Below are 18083 nucleotides of genomic sequence, written 5' to 3'. Positions count from 1 at the left end.
AGTAGACTGTTCAGTGTAGTTTATCCTGAAAAAAAGTAAACTGCATAGTGTAAAATTTGGCTATGGATACCCGCGATACGCCTCTTCGTCTGACCGACCGCAAGCGCGCCGCCGTCATCAGTGCGGCGATCGAGGAATTCCTTGCGGCCGGTTTCGACGCCACCAGCATGGACCGCGTCGCCGCTCGGGCCGGCGTCTCCAAGCGCACGGTCTACAACCATTTTCCGAGCAAGGAAGCGCTGTTCGCCGCGATCATGCGGCAACTGTGGGAGTCGAGCGACGCCGGTGCGGCGCCGGCTTATTCTGCCTCGGAGTCGTTGCGCCCGCAGTTGCTCCAACTGTTGCTGAAAAAGCTCAGCCTGCTGAATAACGAGGCGTTTCTCTCGCTCGCGCGGGTGGCGATTGCGGCGGGCATTCATTCGCCGGAGCGCGCACGCGACATGGTGGCCCGCATGGGTGAGCGCGAAGAAGACCTGACCGTATGGGTCCGCGCCGCGGCGGCCGATGGGCGTCTCAAGACCACGGATCCGGTGTTCGCTTCGCTGCAGTTGCAGAGTCTTGTGAAAGCGTTCGCTTTCTGGCCGCAGGTGACGATGGGGCAGCCACCGCTTGGCAAGGCCGAACAGAAGCACGTAGCGGAATCCGCAGTGGATATGTTTCTGGCGCGCTATGCATGAAGCGCGTGAAAGCTGAAGAGGAGCGGGAAATCCGGCCTATGCTATAGCGTCCGTCCTTTCTGCGATCTTCGGAGCGACCATGTCTATACCCGCAACTGAAAACGGCATCGTCACGGTGCCGACGCATCGTACGGTGGAGCAAGCCGCCGACAGACTCGCCTCGCTGATCGAAGCCAAGGGCATCCTCCTGTTTGCACGCATCAATTTCGCGGCGGATGCGGAGCGCGCCGGGCTCGCGATGAATCCGTCGCAATTGATCGTGTTCGGCAATCCGCGAGCCGGTACGCCGCTGATGCAGGCTGTGCCCACCGCCGCGCTCGATTTGCCGCTCAAGGTGCTGGTGTGGCAGGACGGCGACGGCCGCGTCTGGTACTCGTATAACGCGACAAGCTATCTGCAGGAACGGCATGGCCTCGCCGCGGATCTGATGAAACCCATAGACGCCGTTGTCTCGCTCGTGCAGGCTGCCGCGGCTGAGTGAGCGCAGCGGCGTACGAGTCAGATTCAGATCGTGCCGAACAGCGCTCTCGGACGGTCTTTTAGCGTGCCCGTCAACAACCGTAACGCACTCACCAGTTGATCGCGGCTCGTCGCGCAGGCGAGGTTGATCCGCACGCCATGTTCGATCTCGGAGCGGTCTACCGCAAACGCCGACGACGGCATCACCACCACGCCGCGCGCCTTCGCGTTGGCGGCGAAATCGTCGGCGCGCCAGGGCGGCGGCAACTTCAGCCACACGAACATGCAGGCCGGATCGGTTCGCAGGTAGGCCTGCGGCAGCAGTTCGCGCGCCAGATCCCGGCGCGCGCGAATTTCGGCAAGCTGGGCGTCCATGATATGGCGGGCGGTGCCGTCCTCGATCCAGATCGACGCGATCAGCATCGACATCGGCGCCGGCATCCACGCGGTCGTGCGCACGGCCTCCGCGCACAGCGCGGAGCTGTCCGGCGGACTCAGCAGATAACCGAGCCGTAACCCCGGCGCGAGGATTTTCGAGGTCGCCGCAATGTGAAACGTCCGTTCCGGACACAGGCTCGCGATGGTCGGCAGCCGCTGCGACACGAGCGGCCCGTAGACGTCGTCTTCGATGATCGCGACACCATGGCGGCGCGCGATATCGACAAGCGCCATCCTGCGTTCGAGACTCATCGTGATGACGGTCGGGTTCTGCAGATTCGGCACCGTGAAGATGGCCTTGACCGGCATGCGCTGGCACGCACGCTCGACGGCGTCGGTCAGCAGGCCATCCTGGTCGCTCGGAATGCCGACGATCTCAAACTGGAAGACCGGTGCGAGCGCCTTCAGGCCATAGTAGGTGAGCTGATCGGCGAGGATCACGCCATCCGTGCCGATCAGGCTGTTCAATACCGCATACAGGCCGTGTTGCGCGCCGCTTGTCACCACCACATGATCGGCCGCCGGCTCGAAGCCCGGCGCGGCCATCCAGCGGGCACCGGCGGCGCGTGCCCATAAAGGTCCCTGCGGCGGCTGATACTCCTGCAATTGCGGGTAGCGCGGATCGCGTGGCAAGTCCGCGAGGGTGCGTGCGAGGCAGGCCAGAAATTCGCCGGTAGCCGGCCGGTTCACGGTCAGGTCGATCGCTGCGTTGCTCGCCGTCTGGGCGGGGTCGACGCTTGGCATCGCGCCGCCCGTCACCAGTGAGCCGCGCCGCTTGCTGCCGATCACCAGACCGCGCAACTGCAATTCCTTGTAAGCGCGCGATACCGTCGACACGTTGATACCCAGCTCGGTGGCGAGCTGCCGCTGCGGCGGCAGGCGGCTACCGGGCGGATACACGCCGCTGCGAATCTCACTCTCGATCGAACTGGACACCTCGACATAGGTGGCGCGCTTTGCTTCGCCTGACGTGCCATTGGCGGCGCGTGCCGCGTCTTTGCCTGAAGCCATAGGAATGGGTGTCTCCATACAAAAAAGCTTTGTCCGCGATTGTGCGGAGTTGGGCCGATTCTATACCACATACGCCTCGCTGCAACCTTGCCAGACCGGCGGCATCGAGGCACACAGGTCACAGCAAGGTCCACGCCAGTGGCTATCCAGGGAAAATGCCAGGACCACACAATGAGCGTTTCAATTGCATACAAAAAAATATTGTGTGATTCTGAGTGTCATAGTTTGTCTGGTGACGAGTGCTTCGACTCCACCGGACAGCGTCAGACAAATGGGTCAACAGGAGTGTGTCGATGAACGTATCGCGGTCCACTGAATGCGCTTTGCCAGCCGGCGGGCCTGCGATGGAAGGGCGCGCATGATGTCGGATATCGCCATCGTCGGAGCGGGATTCATCGGCCTCGCGAGTGCCGCGGCGCTGATGCGCGACGGGCATCGAGTCACGCTGTTCGATCCGTCCGGCGTCGGGCAGGGGGCTTCGTACGGGAACGCCGGGACCTTCGCGCACTACGCGTGCATCCCGGTGAACAACCCGTCCGTGTTCCGCGATCTGCCGCGTTTTCTGCTGTCGAACGAAAGTCCGTTTCGCTTGCGCTGGAGCTATCTGCCGCAATTGGCGCCATGGCTCGTGCGATTCATGCTGAGTTCGTTGCCGCGCCGTTATGAGGCGAGCGCCGGAGCACTCGCCTCATTGCTCGGCTGCGCGCAGGACGGGTACGCGCCGCTCCTCAAGGCCGCGGAACTGGCGCGCTTTGTCCGGCCGCGCGAGTGTCTGTATCTGTATTCCAGCGTGGCAACGTTCGACGCGGCACGTCCTGCCCTCGATCTGCGGCGGAAGCTCGGTGTTGCCTTCGATGTTTTGTCGGCCACTGACATTCGCGCGCTCGAACCGTCGCTTGCGCCGATTTTCGAACGCGGCGTGTTGTTCAGCGACAGTTGGCACTTCTCCGATCCGCAGGGTTTCCTGCAGACACTTTATGGACGGCTCGCGGCGCAAGGGCTGACGCTGGAGCGCTCAGTCGTCAGTGCGGTGCAACCGGCGGCGGACGGCGCGACCTTGACGGCCGACGGTGTCGCAAGGCGCTTTAGCCACGTGGTGATCGCCACCGGCGCTCACTCTGCACGCTTCGCGAAACAGTGCGGCGATACCGTGCCGCTCGATACGGAACGCGGTTATCACGTGCGCTATCCGGGCGCGCAGCAACTGATTTCGCGGCCGGTCGGCTGGGCCGAGCGCGGCTTTTATATGACACCGATGAGCGACGGTATCCGCGTCGCCGGCACGGTCGAACTTGGCGGCTTCAAGGCGACGCAGAACCGCTCGCTGCTCGATCTCCTGACGTTCTCGTCGAAGCGGGCATTGCCCACGCTCGACGAGCCGGACAGCAGCTGGCTCGGTTTTCGTCCGACGCTACCGGACGGCGTGCCGGTGCTCGACCGCTCGAGCGCTAGTGAACGCGTGATCTATGCGTTCGGTCATCAGCATCTTGGACTGACGTTAGCGGGTATCAGCGGACGGATCGTTGCAGACCTGATCGCAGGTCGCGCGCCGCCGCTCGATCTCGCTCCCTACGCAGCCACCCGGTTCTAGATCGAGGCGGTAGCCTGGCCGCAAGTATCCACAGGACGGTCTCGACGCGTCGCGCATCGAACCGATAAACCTAAAGACAGCGCGACGTCACTTCTCGCAAGGAGCGCATCATGAATCGCCGCTATTGGCTTTTGAGTTTGGCCGCTTGCGCGCTAGCTACGCAAATGGCGCCGTCGTGGGCCGCCGATCCCGAAGTCGTCAAGATCGGTTTTGTCGGGCCGCTGACGGGCCCGGTTGCCCGTGTGGGCAAAGATTTGCAGTACGGCGCGCAGTTGGCCATCGACGAAGAGAACGCCCGGCATCCCACAATCGGCGGAAAGCCGGTCACGTTCGTGCTCGACGTGCAAGACGATCAGGCCGATCCGCACGTGGCGGTGCAGGTCGCGCAGAAGCTCGTCGATGACGGCGTGGTGGGCGTGATCGGCCACTACAATTCGGGTTGCAGCATTCCGGCATCCGCGGTTTATCACCAGGCGGGTGTGGCGATGATTACGCCGGGCTCAACCAATCCGGACCTCACCAAACAGGGCTACAAGAACGTGTTTCGCACGATGGGTCACGACGGCATAGGCGGTGTCGTTGCCGGGCACTTCGTGGTCGAGCAGTTGAAGCCTCAGCGTATCGCGATCATCGACGATCGCACTGCGTTTGGCGAAGGCCTCGCCAATGCGTTCGAAAAAGGCGTGAAGGAGGCGGGCGGCAATGTGGTCGATCGCGAGTTCACCAACGACAAGGCCATCGACTTTCGTTCCATCCTGACCACGCTGAAGAGCAAGAACGTCGATCTGATCTTCTTTGGCGGCCTCGATGAACAGGGGGCGATGCTCGTCAAGCAGATGCGCTCGCTGGGTATGACTACCCAGCTGTTTGGCGCGGGCGCGTTGAAGAGCAATGCGTTCCTGCAGATCGCCGGTGCGGCGGGCGATGGTACGCAGGATCTGGAGCCGGGACCGGCGCTCGACAAGCTTCCTGCCGCGCAGGAATTTGGCAAGCGCTATAAGGCGCGCTTTAATCAGGATGTCGAACTCTACGCGCCGTTTGCCTACGACGCTGCGCTCGCGATGATCAAGGCGATTCACAACGCCGATTCGCTCGACCGTGCGAAGATCGTCGACAGTCTATCTAAGGTCACAGTCACAGGTGTGACGGGCAAGATCACTTTTGACCCGTATGGAGATCTGATCAAGCCGCCTTATACGTTGTTTCAAGTCGAGCAGGGGCAGTGGAAGAGTATCAAGACGGTGGGCGGCAGCGGCGCCTGATTTTAGGTGTGGCGAGGTTCCCGGGGGTTTGCTTCCGGGAACATGAGCGAATGTCAGATCTTTGATATGCAGAACGTTCAGGCGACATCAGGCAGCCTGAGCCACAATTAATCGCACACCCCATCCCGCGCGAATCGTGACGTCGTCTGGTTGCAAGCGAGAGGGTCTTTGCAGTAACGCCTCTCGCAGTTGTTCGCGTGGCGCCATAAGCCTTCGCAAGCGTCGTTCAAAGCGCTGATTTCGCCGGATTCCCATACCCCCGTACTTCTCCTGGTACGCCTGAAAACGGGTTCGCTTTCCTGCCGGGTCCCACCGCCTGGCCTTACCCACTCTCGTTTTCAGCGCATCCCCCCGTCATTGTTTGCGATTCGCGAATGACGTATTCGGCGGTTGTGCCGTACCGGCCATGCCGCTCTTGCACCTATCTTTGCAGCATCGATGTCGTGCATCCACGCGCGCCGATCGATATCTGTTCAACGAACCCGACGGCGCGGCCGGAGCATGCAAACGTCGTTCGTCAGCAGCGAAGGCGCCGGTCGCCAGGCGCCCCGCATGCGGCGAGCGGCTCAAGGAGACAAAGATGAAATCGAACGACTGGGATGTGGCGTATGAGTGGAAAGCCGTGGTGCTGCTGGCACTCGGCTTCGGGCTGGTGGGCCTCGACCGGTGGCTGATCGCGCCGCTGTTCCCGTCCATCATGCGAGACCTGCACCTGACCGCGCAGGACGTCGGTAACTGCATCGGCATACTCGGGCTTTCGTGGGGCATCTTCGCAGCACTGATGGGCGGCATCTCCGACAAGATCGGACGTCGCAAGGTACTGATTCCTGCAATCATCGTTTTTTCGCTGCTCTCGGGCTTTTCCGGGCTCGCCGGCGGCCTGATGAGTCTGCTTGCCGTGCGCGCGCTGATGGGCGTCGCTGAAGGATCGTTTTGTCCGACGAGCTTCGCCGCCACCGCCGATGCGTCTCATCCGAAGCGGCGCGGCTTCAATCTCGGCCTCCAGCAAAGTGGCTTCGCGTTATTCGGACTTGCACTGTCGCCGATCATCGCAACGCAATTGCTTAGCGTGATGTCGTGGCGCGGGGTGTTCGCGCTGGTGTCGATTCCTGGCCTGATTCTCGGTCTGCTGATGTTCCGCGTGATCCGCGAGCCACAAGGCGCGCCGAAGCCCGTCGCGACGACCGCCGCCCGTGGCAACTGGCGCGACGTGCTGAAGAGCCGCAACATTCGCGTCGCGATGGCAGCGCTGTTCTGCGCGATGACGGGCGTGTTTGTGCTGGGCGCGATGCTGCCGCTCTATCTCACCGAATATCTGTCGCTCGACACGCAGCGCATGGGCGTCGTCGTATCGGCGATCGGATTCGGTGGATTCATCGGACAGTTCGGCTTGCCGGGCCTGTCCGATCTCGTCGGGCGGCGCGTGGCGAGCATCGTCGGCTTTGCGGGCACAGCGGTCATGCTGTACCTGTTCCGTGGACTCGGCGCACAGCCGGTCGAACTGTTCGCGGTGCTGTTCGTCGCGTCGTTCTTCACGCTTGGCCTGGTTTCCTTGTTGTCGGGACCCGTCGCGACGGAGGCCGCACCCGTGGGAATGATTTCGACAGCAATCGGTGTCGTGGTAGGCGCGGGCGAGATCTTTGGCGGCGGCGTCGCCCCGGCGCTCGCCGGCTTCGTCGCGACGCATTTCGGAATCCAGAACATTCTCTGGCTGCCGATCTGCGCGGTGCTGCTCGGTATCGGCGTGAGTCTGCTGCTCGAAGAAACTGCGCCGGCTATCCTGCGCCGGCGCAATATCCGCGCTGCGCTCGAATTGCCCGCGGCTGGACGGCCCGACTAGATCGTCCGATTCCGCACGATTGCGCGCGGCGCATTGCTCCGGAAAAACCCCAGGCATTCCGGAGCGATGCGCCGCCGGCTGTTGCAGCACCGCCCATGTACACTGACGTGCTGAACCGGAGCGGCCGGTGCGATCGGCGGAGAGGGAAGCAGCGTGGACCGTTTTCTGAGTATCGAAGCCTTCGTGCGCGTAGCGGAGACTAGCAGCTTTGCCGAAGCATCGCGGCAACTCGGCGTGACGAGCTCGGTCATCACGACCCGCATCCAGCAACTGGAGAAGTTCGTCAACGCACCGCTCTTTCATCGAAGCACGCGGCATGTGCGGCTATCCGAAGTGGGCGAGGCGTTCTATCGCGAATGCGCGGAAGTGGTCGGGCGCGTCAACGAACTGACCGACCAGATGCGCGAACTGCGCGCGACGCCCACTGGCCGGATGCGCATCCAGGTGCTGCCGGGCTTCGCACTAGGCCACTTCGGAGCACCCCTCGCCGAATTCAACCGCCGCTATCCCGGCATCCAGCTCGACGTGATCGTCAACGACCGGGTCGTCGATCCCATCGAAGAAGGTTTCGACGTCGCGTTCCAGATCTTCCCACCCATTTCCGAGTCGCTGATCGAGCGACGGCTCTTCGCGGTGCGCCGGCTGTTCTGCGCGACCCCCGCGTATGTCCGCGAACATGGCGCGCCGCAACATCCACGCGATTTGCTGCAGCACACCACGGCGCTGTATTCGGGCTATCCGTCGCGCAATCGATGGACCATGACGCGCGGCGACGAAGTCGTCGAAATGGAGTTGCCGGGCATGATCCGGTCGAACTCCGTGCACCTGCTGCGCGACTACGCGCTCACGGGCGGCGGCGTGGTGTGTCTGCCGACGCTCGTGGCGAGCGCCGCGCTGCTGGACGGCTCGCTCGTGCCGATCCTGACGGAGTACACGTTGTCGGCGCTGAGCTTCGCCGCCGTCTATCCCGCAACGCAACGACAGGCGCTGAAGGTGAAAGCGCTCGTCGAGTTTCTTGCCGAATATCTCGGCCCCGAGCCCGCATGGGATCGGCCGCTGATCGAGCGCGGCTGGGTAAGCTAGCGCGGCGATTATTTGCAAAGCGCAAATGCCGTAGTCGCCCGATTGCCGGTTGTTGCCGTCCTGCTGTGCTCCTAAAGTTCAATCCAACGACAAACACTTTTCATCACAGGAGACAGCGATGACCGAGTCGTCATTCCACACCGTTTTTGCCTCGCTCGACGGCTACCGCAAGGGCGAGATCGAAATCACGAGCGGCGACGCGCGCCACTACGTGTTCTCCAACGTCTTCGAAGTCGCGGCCCACTCCGCGCCCTACGAAAAGGTCGTGGTCGGCAAGAACCTCGACTATGTGATCGAGACGTTGCGTACCGAAGGACAGTCCGCCTGGTTTGCCTGCGCGCACGACGAATTCGTGATCCTGATGGATGGCGAAGTCCGCATCGACTTTATCCAGCTGGCTGCGCCGCCGAAGAGCGGCATCGGCACCGTTCACGCGGGCGCCAACCCCGCTGGCCGTCCGATGGGCCACGTGGTACTGCGCCGTGGCCACCAGGCGCTGCTGCCGGCCGGCTGTGCGTACCGCTTCAGCGCGGAGAAAAGCGGCGTCGCGCTCGTGCAGACGATGGTCGGCGAGCTCTCGGTACAGAAGTGGGCCGACATCTGCCTGCATTGAAACGCATCGCCGAACCGAACATCGCCCCATTCAGGAGACAAGCCATGGCAACCCTCACGACCAACGACCATCCGGCCGGCTTTGCCGCGGACACCGTGCGCGCAAGCGAACCCGACACCGTAACCGGCTATCGCCGCTTCACGCTCGGCGAATTCGAATTCAAGCGCGACGAGTACTTCGTCAAGATCAACTGGCCGGCCAAAGGTCAGATCCGCACCCATAACGTTCCCGCCGACGCTTTCCTGCGCGCGATGATGCGCGATGTAGCGTGGGGCTTCTTCTACGGCTGGGTCAATTTCGATCATGTGTTCGGCACGCGTAATCACTACGGCAAGGTCGATGTGTACGCGGGCTCGTTTAACGGCATCATGAAGGAGGCGGGCGTCGACTATATCGAGACCTTCGAAACGCCGACGATCATGGCGACCTTCAAGGCGATCCTGCACGACTGGACCAACGAAGGTTTCGATCCGTTCGCGGCGCCGGAGGAAACCGGCACGGCATTCGGCCGCAAGCACGGCGACAACGACGCAGCGATCGAACGCACGCGTGTTGCGACACGCCGCATGCCGGGCCTCGAAGGCGACTCGCCGCTGCGCGACGAGCTTCCCGTGAACCGCGCATTCGCCGACGTCGTGCAGGACGAGCCGGAAGTGCATGTCGAACCCGGCTTCGAAGGGCAGTTGCACGCGTTCAATCTGTTCAAGTATCTGTCGCGCTCGGACGTCACGTGGAATCCGTCGGTCACGTCGGTGTGCGGGCAAAGCCTGTTCTGTCCGACCACCGAGGAATACATCCTGCCGGTTTTTCATGGCAACGATCGCGTCGAGTGGTTCCTGCAGCTTTCGGATGAGATTGTCTGGGACATCGGCGACAAGAACACGGGCGCGCCGCGCGCGCGGATCACGATGCGCGCGGGCGACATCTGCGCGATGCCGGCCGATATTCGCCATCAAGGCTATTCGACCAAACGCTCGATGCTGCTCGTCTGGGAGAACGCTACGCCAGGCCTGCCGAAGCGCTACGAGAGCGGCGAACTGAAGCCCTATCCGGTCGACTTCTGAGCCACCGGTTACTCGGTTCACTGCGCCTGCACTCCCTGAAGGACTACTATGCAAACCCAACTGTTCATCGACGGCCGGTTCACGGATGCCGTCGAAGGCGGCACGATCGATGTGCTCAATCCGCATGACGGCTCGCTGATCACGAAAATCGCCGCCGCCACTGCGGCCGATGTCGATCTCGCCGTAGAAGCCGCCGCGCGCGCATTCCCAAAGTGGTCCGCGATGGCGGCCGCGGATCGGGGCCGTCTGCTGCTGCGTCTTGCCGACGCGATCGAAGCCAACGCCGAAGAGCTCGCGCAACTCGAATCGCTCGACACCGGCCATCCGATCCGCGATTCGCGTGCGCTCGACGTGCCGCGTACGGCCGCGTGCTTCCGCTACTTCGGAGGCATGGCCGACAAGCTGCAAGGCTCCGTGATTCCCGTCGAAACCGGCTTTCTCAACTACGTGCAACGCGCGCCGATCGGCGTCGTGGGACAGATCGTGCCGTGGAATTTCCCGCTGATGTTCACGAGCTGGAAGATGGGCCCCGCGCTGGCCGCCGGCAACACGGTTGTGCTCAAGCCCTCGGAAATCACGCCGCTTTCGACGCTGCGCATCGTCGAGCTGATGGCCGAGGTCGGCTTTCCGGCGGGTGTCGTCAATATCGTCGCGGGCTACGGCCACACGGCCGGACAGCGGCTCGCCGAACATGAAGGTGTCGGCAAGATCGCGTTCACCGGTTCGACGGCGACGGGGCGGCGTATCGTCGAGGCGTCGCAGGGCAATCTCAAGCGCGTGCAACTCGAACTGGGCGGGAAGGGCGCCAACATCGTCTTCGACGATGCCAGTCTGGACGCAGCCATCAACGGTGCAGCGTGGGCGATCTTCCACAACCAGGGGCAGGCCTGCATCGCTGGATCGCGACTGATCCTGCACGAGCGTATAGCCGATGCGTTCCTCGAGCGCTTTGTCGCGCTGGCGTCGACGATTCGCGTTGGCAATCCGCTTGATCCCGAGACCGAAATGGGGCCGCTCACATCCAGGCAGCATCTCGAACGCGTGCTCGCGTATGTCGATGTCGCGCGCGAACAGGGTGGCCGCGTGCTGACCGGCGGCACCGCGCCGCGCGACGCTGCGCTCGCGAACGGCTATTACGTGCGGCCGACCGTCGTCGAAGCTGCGACCCCGAACGATCGCATCGCGCAGGAAGAAGTGTTCGGACCGTTCGTGACGGTGCTGCGTTTCCGTACCGATGAAGAAGCGCTGGCGATCGCCAATGGCACTGACTACGGCCTTGGCAGCGGACTGTGGACGCGCGATCTGTCGCGCGCGCATCGCATCGCTGGGCAGATTCAGGCGGGCATGTGCTGGATCAACTGCTACAAGCGCGTCAATCCGGGTAGTCCGTTCGGCGGTGTGGGGAAATCGGGCTATGGCCGCGAGATGGGCTTCGAGGCGATGCACGACTACACAGAAGCGCGTTCGGTATGGGTCAATGTCGATGGCAATGTGCCGCCGCACTTCCAGCGCTGAGGTTCGCATGGAGCGCTTCGTCTATCAGGGCACGCCTTCGCGCGTAGTGTTCGAATGGGGGGCTCTCGCGACGCTGCCCGCGGAAGTGGAGCGCCTCGGCGCCCGCCGCGCGCTGATTCTCGCGACGCTCGACCAGCGTCCGCTAGCCGATGAAGTAGCGCGCGTGCTCGGCGCACGCGCCGCGGGCGTGCATGCGCAGGCCGTGATGCACGTGCCAGTCGAAGTGGCGCGCGCCGCACGCGATGCAGCGCAAGCGCTCGATGCCGACTGTTGCGTGGCCGTTGGCGGCGGCTCGACGATCGGGCTTGGCAAGGCGATCGCGCTCGAATCGTCGCTGCCGATCGTTGCAGTGCCCACGACTTACGCCGGTTCCGAGATGACGCCGATCTACGGGCTCACCGAAGGCCGTCTCAAGCGCACGGGCCGCGACACGCGCGTATTGCCGCGCACGGTGATCTACGATCCGTCGCTCACGCTATCGTTGCCGGCGGCGGTGTCGGCAGCGTCGGGCATCAACGCGATGGCGCACGCGGTGGAAGCGCTCTATGCCGAAGACGCGAACCCTGTCATCAGCCTGATGGCGGAAGAAGCGATCCGCGCGCTGGGCGAAGCGCTGCCCATCATCGTCCGTACACCTGATGACAAGGCGATGCGCAGCCGCGCGCTGTACGGCGCGTGGCTCGCGGGAACGTGCCTCGGATCGGTGGGCATGGCGCTGCATCACAAACTGTGTCACACGCTCGGCGGCACGTTCAATCTGCCGCACGCGCAAACACATGCAGCGATGCTGTCGCATACCGCGCACTATAACCATGCCGCAGCACCCGGCGCGCTGACGCGAGTGGCGCGTGCGCTCGGCGGCAACGATGCGGCCGATGCTGGTCCGCTGCTGTTCGAGCTCAACCGCACACTCGATATTCCGGCGGCGCTTGAGCAGATCGGCATGCCGGAAGAAGGGCTCGACGAAGCGGCGGATCTCGCGTGCAAGAATCCCTATGCGAATCCACGCCCCATCGAACGCGACGCGCTTCGTGCGCTGCTGCAGCGCGCGTGGCAAGGTTCGGCGCCGGCCTGAGCACAAAGACGAATTCAGGGAGGAAGACATGCGACGTTTCTTCGCCGTATTTGCCACCGATAAACCTGGCATGCGCGACGTGCGCGAACGCGTGCGCCCGAATCATCGAAGCTGGCTGCGCAGCGCCGCACACGGGGTGCTCGTGCGCCTCGGCGGTCCGACGCTGGCGCCGCAATGCGACGCGATGAACGGCACCTTGCTGGTCGTCGAAGCGGAAGGTATCGACGATGTGATGGCGTTCGTGAGCAACGATCCGTACATGCAGGCGGGACTGTTCGATCGCGTTGAAGTGCGGCCGTGGGACTGGAGCCTCGGCAATCCCGAGCGGAGGGTGTAGGCAATGAACGGGACGCGCCTCTGCCTATTCGCCGACGTGCCGGATGGCGGCGCGCGGGTTGTGGATGGAACGGATGAGCGTGTGCCCATGGTGATCGTGCGGCGTGGCGAGCAGGTCTGGGCCTATGCCAACCGCTGCCCGCATTTTTCGGTGCCGCTCGATTTCGAGCCCGGCGAAGTCTTGTGCTATCGCAAGCAGGTGGTGATGTGCGCGCACCACAGCGCGCTGTTTCGCTTCGAGGACGGACATTGCATCGAAGGTCCGTGCGCAGGGGCGAGTCTGGATGCGATTCGGGTGGGTGTCGACAGGGATGCGTGGATCGTATTGAAGCAGTAGCGCCGACGCGCGTTACCATGAACATCCGATCTGGCTGGCGCATCCGGAACGCTACATTTGTGCGTATGACTTTGGGTGCCGTCGTGGTTCTAGCGCAGCAAGAAATCAAGCATCATCTCTTGCACTGCATCGACCATCTGGACACCGTTCGCCGTTTTGCAGCCCGCTGACTGGGCGGCAGTCAGCAACGGTGTCACTCCATGCCCCGCAATCACATCGCCAACGAACATCGACGAATCCAGCAGTTCGCCGGAGACCGGAAGCGGGTCGTCCTCTGCCAGGCCCATGGGTGTTGCGTTGAATACCAAAGTACATCCCGCCGGATCGGCTGCGCCAACGCGTACACGACCCCGGGCAAGTTCGGCAACAAGTCCGTTCAGGCGGGTTGCGCGAGATTCGTCGGCGTCGTGGATGATGAGTTCGCCCACGCCTGCTTCGAGCAAAGCGATAGCGATCGCGCTGCCCGCAGCGCCGGCGCCCACCAGTAATGCACGACCGTCTTTCACGCGCGCGCCGTGATCGATCTGCGCTTTTACAAATGCGAGTCCGTCGAGCATGTCGCCGTGCCATGTGCCGTCCGCATTGCGCCGCATGACGCTTACTCCACCTAGCAACCTTGCAGTGTCGGAACTGGTCACACAGTATGTGAATGCCGAGAATTTATGCGGCATGGTGACGAGCAGGCCATCGACATTGCCGGTCAGTGTCAGCGCATGCATGACCGCATCGAGGTTGTCCTTCGCGACCTGCATGGGCAGGCACAAGGCGTTGTGGCCTCGTGCCTCGAAACCACGGGTCAGCTGTTGCGGCGATTTCACGAATCTGATCGGGTCGCCGATAATCGGGTACAGCCGGGTGGCGCCATTCAGTTTTTGTGACATCCAGTTTCTCTTGTGCTGAATCGGCAGGAACGTTTGCTCCTGCCATCAGACCCGGTGCGAGACCTCAGCCGGGTCGCTTTTCAAGTACGTCCTTAACGACTGGAAGTGCCGTAAATACATTCGGCCAACCCGCATAGAACGCCAGTTGTGTCATCACCTCCGACGCCTGTGCCTTCGTCAGTCCGTTATCCATTGCACGGTTCAGGTGATAGGTCAGTTGCGCGACCTGCCCGGTCGCAACCAGCGCGCTGACCGTGACGAGACTACGGTCGCGGGGCGCAAGACCTGGTCGCAGCCACAGGTCGTTAAACAACGCGTCCCGGGTGAACTGAACGACTCCGGGTGAGACGGCGCCGAAGTTTTGCTGCACGGTGCTTTCGCGCTGGGCTTCTGCCGCCTCGTCGAGAGGGAGAAGGTCAACCGCCGCTGGCGGGAGTTGCGCCGCCGTAATCCCGCGGCGCTCGAAAACGGCGCTCGTTATCTTCACCGCCGCGGTCGCATTGGCCCAACCGGAATAGAACGCCAGGTGCGTGATGATTTCCGAAATCTCGCTCGGCTTAAGGCCACTGTCGAGTGCGAGATCGAGGTAGAACGGCAACTCTGTGCTCTGATTACGCGCAATCAATACCGAGAGGGTGACTATGCTGCGGTCCCGTGCGGAAAGCTGCGGACGCTTCCACAGGTCGCCCAGCACCACATCGTTCGTGTAGCGCTCAAGGGCGGGTGAAACGGTGTCCATCCCGGCAAGCAGGTTGACGGAGGACGAGCGATCCAGAGTTTCCATATCAGGTTTCCTTTCGAACTGCGAACAGGCCGCGGTGCCTAGCGCAAGCGACATCATGGCCATTGCGAATATCCTCATCGGCAGTTTCCTCGATAGCGCCATATCTGAAATTTAACGTACCCACTCATGGCCGACTAGGCGCTAGAATCGGCAAACACCTATGAGATGAGTTCATCAATGCGTCGAGAAAGCTACAACGACCTGCTGGCGCTGATTGCCGTGGCGCGCGAGCGCAGCTTCACGCGTGCGGCTGCGCAACTCGGCGTATCGCAATCGGCCTTGAGCCATACCATCCGGGCGCTTGAAACCCGGCTCGGCATGCGGCTCCTGACCCGAACCACGCGCAGCGTCGCGCCGACGGAGGCTGGCGAGCGACTCATCCGGACCATCGCGCCCCGCTTTGAAGAGATCGATTCCGAACTGGCAGCCGTCACCGAGTTTCGGGACAAACCCGCGGGTACGATCCGCATCACCGCAACCGATTACGCGACCGAGACAGTCCTGTGGCCCAGGTTGTCGCCGGTCCTTCGTGAATATCCAGACCTCAAGGTGGAGATCATCACCGACTACGGTCTCTCGGATATCGTGGCAGACCGGTACGACATCGGCATTCGTCACGGCGACCAGGTAGCCAGGGACATGATCGCGGTCCGCCTCGCGCCCGAAATGCGGATGGCAATTGTCGGAGCACCGGAGTACCTGAAGACGCGTGCGTTGCCAAAGAAGCCTCAGGACCTGACCACACACAACTGCATCAATCTTCGTTTGCCGACGCTGGGCGGGTTTTATCCGTGGGAGTTGAAGAAAGGCAGCCGTGCAGTGCAGGTTCGCGTGGACGGACAGCTCGCGTTCAACGGGACGTATCAGATGCTGGCTGCAGCGTTGTCGGGATATGGCCTCGCTTACATCCCGGCTGATCTCGCCCAGTCTCATGTCGAAGCGGGTCGTCTCGTGAAGGTATTGGACGAATGGTGTCCTACGTTCCCAGGGCTGCACGCCTGCTACGCGACCCGTCGTGAGTTCTCACGGGCGATGACCGTGGTGATCGATGCGATCCGTTATCGCACAGAAGAGCCCGGACGCCGAAAACGGGATTCATGATTTCAGCTCATGAGGGTTTGCCGTTTTACGGCCTTTATCGCTAGATACCCTCGACCTATCATCCTCCATACAGACGGCGATCAAAACGCCGGCAGGTGCGCCGTTTCCGGCGCGCACGCTCTGGTAACCGCAGGCGCAGCCTGCATGGAGATGATGAGAATGGACTATCGGTATCTGGGTCGCAGCGCCCTCAAGGTTTCGCCCTTGTGTCTGGGCACGATGATGTTTGGCGGCGAAACGGATGAAGCTACCTCCCGCCGGATTATCGACAAGGCCTTTGATCAAGGTGTCAACTTCCTCGACACCGCGGATGTCTACCACGCTGGCCGATCTGAAGAAATTATCGGCCGGGCAATCGCGGAACGACGCGACGACTGGGTCGTGGCAACCAAGTTCGGCTACCCAGCCTCGGCAACCGCCCGTCCGAACGAACAGGGGCAGTCGCGCAAATGGATCTGCCAGACAGTCGACGCCAGCCTGAGACGCCTCGGCACTGACTACATCGACGTTCTCTACTTCCACCGGTCGCTTGTTGACGCGCCGCTGGAGGAAGGGGTTCGTGCCATCGGCGACCTCATTCGCCAAGGCAAGGTGCGCTACTTCGGTCTGTCCAACTTCCGCGCCTGGCGCATCGCGGAAATCGTGCGCCTGACCGATCAGCTCGGCATTGATCGTCCCGTTGCAATCGAACCGGTTTACAACATGGTCGACCGCACGGCCGAGGTCGAACTGATGCCTGCCGCCGGACACTACGGCATCGGCGTCGTGCCGTACAGCCCGCTCGCACGGGGCGTGCTGACGGGCAAATACGCACCCGACGATGCGCCGCCTGCCGACTCTCGCGTTGCGCGCGGTGACAAGCGCATCCAGCAGACCGAGTGGCGTCCGGAATCTCTCGCCATTGCACAGAAGGTCGCGGCGCACGCCGCTGAGCGCAACACAACCTCGATCGCATTCGCCATCGCGTGGGTGCTCAGGAACCAGCTGGTGAGTTCCGCCATCGCCGGGCCACGCACGGAAGCGCACTGGGACAGCTACATGGACGCACTGACGCTGCAACTGGGAGCGGAAGACGAAAAGTTCGTGGACAGTCTGGTCCCTCCGGGCCATGCATCGACGCCCGGATATACGGATCCGAACTATCCGGTGGAAGGCCGGCGCGTGATGGGCTGATCTGCCGCTCGCGCCAGCCAGAAACAGCACTGAAAACCTGAGCCGTAAGAGGCTGGAGGAACGCGTTGTGAATATAACTTTTGAGAACAAGGTCGCACTCGTCACGGGCGCGGGCTCCGGGCTTGGTCTGGCCACGGCGAAGGCGTTTGCTTTGTCGGGGGCCTCGGTCGTACTGGCAGACTGGCACAAAGACTCCGTGGAGTCAGCGGCAGACGAACTGAAGGCCCAAGGTTGTGCAGTCCTCGCCGTCCAGTGCGATGTGGCCGACGATGCCCAGGTGGAAGCAATGGTTGCGCAAACCGTGGCGGCCTTTGGAAGGGTGGATGTCGCCTACAACAACGCCGGCGTTCAGAATGTCCTCGCTGAAACCGCCGATTCGTCCCGGGACGACTACGACCGCGTGATGTCGATCAATCTGGGCGGTGTCTGGAGTTGCATGAAATTCGAATTGCAACAGATGCGCAAGCAGGGCAATGGTGCGATCGTCAATTGTTCGTCGCTGGGCGGACTGGTCGGCGGACCGGAGCGCGGCACCTATCACGCTGCGAAGCATGGGGTACTGGGGCTGACGAAGAGTGCCGCCCTTGAATACGCGTCACGCGGTGTCCGGATCAATGCCATCTGTCCAGGTTTGTTCTGGACGCCGATGGCCGAGCAGATGGCGGCCTCCGGCCAGAGCGAGGCTCTCGACGCACTGCTGAAAGCGGTTCCGATGGGCCGGTATGGGAAACCGGAAGAGATAGCCGATGTTGTGCTTTGGCTTTGCAGCGATGCCTCGAGCTACGTGACCGGTCAGTCTATTTCCGTCGATGGGGGTTTCATCATGCGATGAGCGAGATCCGG

Annotated in this window: 18 protein-coding genes; 15 read left to right on the top strand and 3 right to left on the bottom strand. The window is 62.5% G+C overall.

Annotated elements, in window-relative coordinates:
- Positions 1–62 precede the first annotated feature (62 nt).
- The gene (locus BUS06_RS35555) at positions 63–677 is read left to right on the top strand and encodes a TetR/AcrR family transcriptional regulator (RefSeq protein WP_074268923.1); all 615 of its coding nucleotides are present in this window, start codon (positions 63–65) and stop codon (positions 675–677) included.
- Positions 678–756: 79 nt separating this feature from the next.
- Positions 757–1158, top strand: a complete 402-nt coding sequence (locus BUS06_RS35550) for a DUF302 domain-containing protein (protein WP_074268922.1) — start codon at positions 757–759, stop codon at positions 1156–1158.
- 23 nt (positions 1159–1181) lie between these two features.
- Here the strand turns inward: BUS06_RS35550 and BUS06_RS35545 are convergent, their stop codons facing one another.
- On the bottom strand, positions 1182–2585 hold the full coding sequence (locus BUS06_RS35545; protein WP_074268921.1) for an aminotransferase-like domain-containing protein: 1404 nt from the start codon (positions 2583–2585) through the stop codon (positions 1182–1184).
- Between the two features lie 361 nt (positions 2586–2946).
- On the opposite strand from BUS06_RS35545, the gene BUS06_RS35540 reads away from it, so the two are divergent.
- From BUS06_RS35540 to BUS06_RS35495, 10 genes are all read left to right on the top strand, one after another.
- A complete protein-coding gene (locus BUS06_RS35540) occupies positions 2947–4176 on the top strand; it encodes an NAD(P)/FAD-dependent oxidoreductase (RefSeq protein ID WP_074269502.1) in 1230 nt (409 codons plus the stop codon).
- 110 nt (positions 4177–4286) lie between these two features.
- Positions 4287–5438, top strand: a complete 1152-nt coding sequence (locus BUS06_RS35535) for a branched-chain amino acid ABC transporter substrate-binding protein (protein WP_074268920.1) — start codon at positions 4287–4289, stop codon at positions 5436–5438.
- A gap of 580 nt (positions 5439–6018) precedes the next feature.
- The gene (locus tag BUS06_RS35530; RefSeq protein ID WP_074268919.1) at positions 6019–7278 is read left to right on the top strand and encodes an MFS transporter; all 1260 of its coding nucleotides are present in this window, start codon (positions 6019–6021) and stop codon (positions 7276–7278) included.
- Positions 7279–7431: 153 nt separating this feature from the next.
- Positions 7432–8361, top strand: a complete 930-nt coding sequence (locus BUS06_RS35525; protein WP_074268918.1) for a LysR family transcriptional regulator — start codon at positions 7432–7434, stop codon at positions 8359–8361.
- Between the two features lie 118 nt (positions 8362–8479).
- The gene (locus tag BUS06_RS35520; protein WP_074268917.1) at positions 8480–8974 is read left to right on the top strand and encodes a cupin domain-containing protein; all 495 of its coding nucleotides are present in this window, start codon (positions 8480–8482) and stop codon (positions 8972–8974) included.
- A gap of 44 nt (positions 8975–9018) precedes the next feature.
- Positions 9019–10038, top strand: a complete 1020-nt coding sequence (locus BUS06_RS35515) for a hydroxyquinol 1,2-dioxygenase (RefSeq protein ID WP_074268916.1) — start codon at positions 9019–9021, stop codon at positions 10036–10038.
- A 48-nt stretch (positions 10039–10086) separates the two neighbouring features.
- Positions 10087–11553, top strand: coding sequence for an aldehyde dehydrogenase family protein (locus BUS06_RS35510; RefSeq protein ID WP_074268915.1), 1467 nt, complete (start codon positions 10087–10089; stop codon positions 11551–11553).
- A gap of 7 nt (positions 11554–11560) precedes the next feature.
- Positions 11561–12628, top strand: a complete 1068-nt coding sequence (locus BUS06_RS35505) for a maleylacetate reductase (RefSeq protein ID WP_074268914.1) — start codon at positions 11561–11563, stop codon at positions 12626–12628.
- A gap of 28 nt (positions 12629–12656) precedes the next feature.
- Complete coding sequence (locus tag BUS06_RS35500; protein WP_074268913.1) at positions 12657–12965, top strand: YciI family protein; 309 nt, start codon at positions 12657–12659, stop codon at positions 12963–12965.
- Between the two features lie 3 nt (positions 12966–12968).
- The gene (locus BUS06_RS35495; RefSeq protein ID WP_074268912.1) at positions 12969–13301 is read left to right on the top strand and encodes a Rieske (2Fe-2S) protein; all 333 of its coding nucleotides are present in this window, start codon (positions 12969–12971) and stop codon (positions 13299–13301) included.
- A gap of 89 nt (positions 13302–13390) precedes the next feature.
- Here the strand turns inward: BUS06_RS35495 and BUS06_RS35490 are convergent, their stop codons facing one another.
- Together BUS06_RS35490 and BUS06_RS35485 are read right to left on the bottom strand one after the other, a co-directional pair.
- Positions 13391–14182 (bottom strand): shikimate dehydrogenase family protein, encoded by a 792-nt coding sequence (locus BUS06_RS35490; protein WP_074268911.1) that lies wholly within the window; start codon positions 14180–14182, stop codon positions 13391–13393.
- A gap of 64 nt (positions 14183–14246) precedes the next feature.
- Entirely contained in the window at positions 14247–15029 is a 783-nt protein-coding gene (locus BUS06_RS35485) for a carboxymuconolactone decarboxylase family protein (protein ID WP_074268910.1), read from the bottom strand.
- Positions 15030–15143: 114 nt separating this feature from the next.
- Here BUS06_RS35485 and BUS06_RS35480 point away from each other — a divergent pair, with 114 nt between their 5' ends.
- The 3 genes from BUS06_RS35480 to BUS06_RS35470 all read left to right on the top strand — a co-directional run bounded on the left by BUS06_RS35480 (position 15144) and on the right by BUS06_RS35470 (position 18072).
- Positions 15144–16067, top strand: coding sequence for a LysR family transcriptional regulator (locus BUS06_RS35480; protein WP_074268909.1), 924 nt, complete (start codon positions 15144–15146; stop codon positions 16065–16067).
- A gap of 159 nt (positions 16068–16226) precedes the next feature.
- Positions 16227–17240 (top strand): aldo/keto reductase, encoded by a 1014-nt coding sequence (locus tag BUS06_RS35475; RefSeq protein WP_074268908.1) that lies wholly within the window; start codon positions 16227–16229, stop codon positions 17238–17240.
- Positions 17241–17307: 67 nt separating this feature from the next.
- Positions 17308–18072, top strand: a complete 765-nt coding sequence (locus tag BUS06_RS35470; protein WP_074268907.1) for an SDR family NAD(P)-dependent oxidoreductase — start codon at positions 17308–17310, stop codon at positions 18070–18072.
- The last annotated feature ends 11 nt before the right edge of the window (positions 18073–18083 follow it).

The sequence above is a fragment of the Paraburkholderia phenazinium genome (assembly GCF_900141745.1).
GTDB classification, from domain to species: Bacteria; Pseudomonadota; Gammaproteobacteria; order Burkholderiales; family Burkholderiaceae; genus Paraburkholderia; species Paraburkholderia phenazinium_B.
This window is presented reverse-complemented; position numbering and strand designations above follow the sequence as displayed.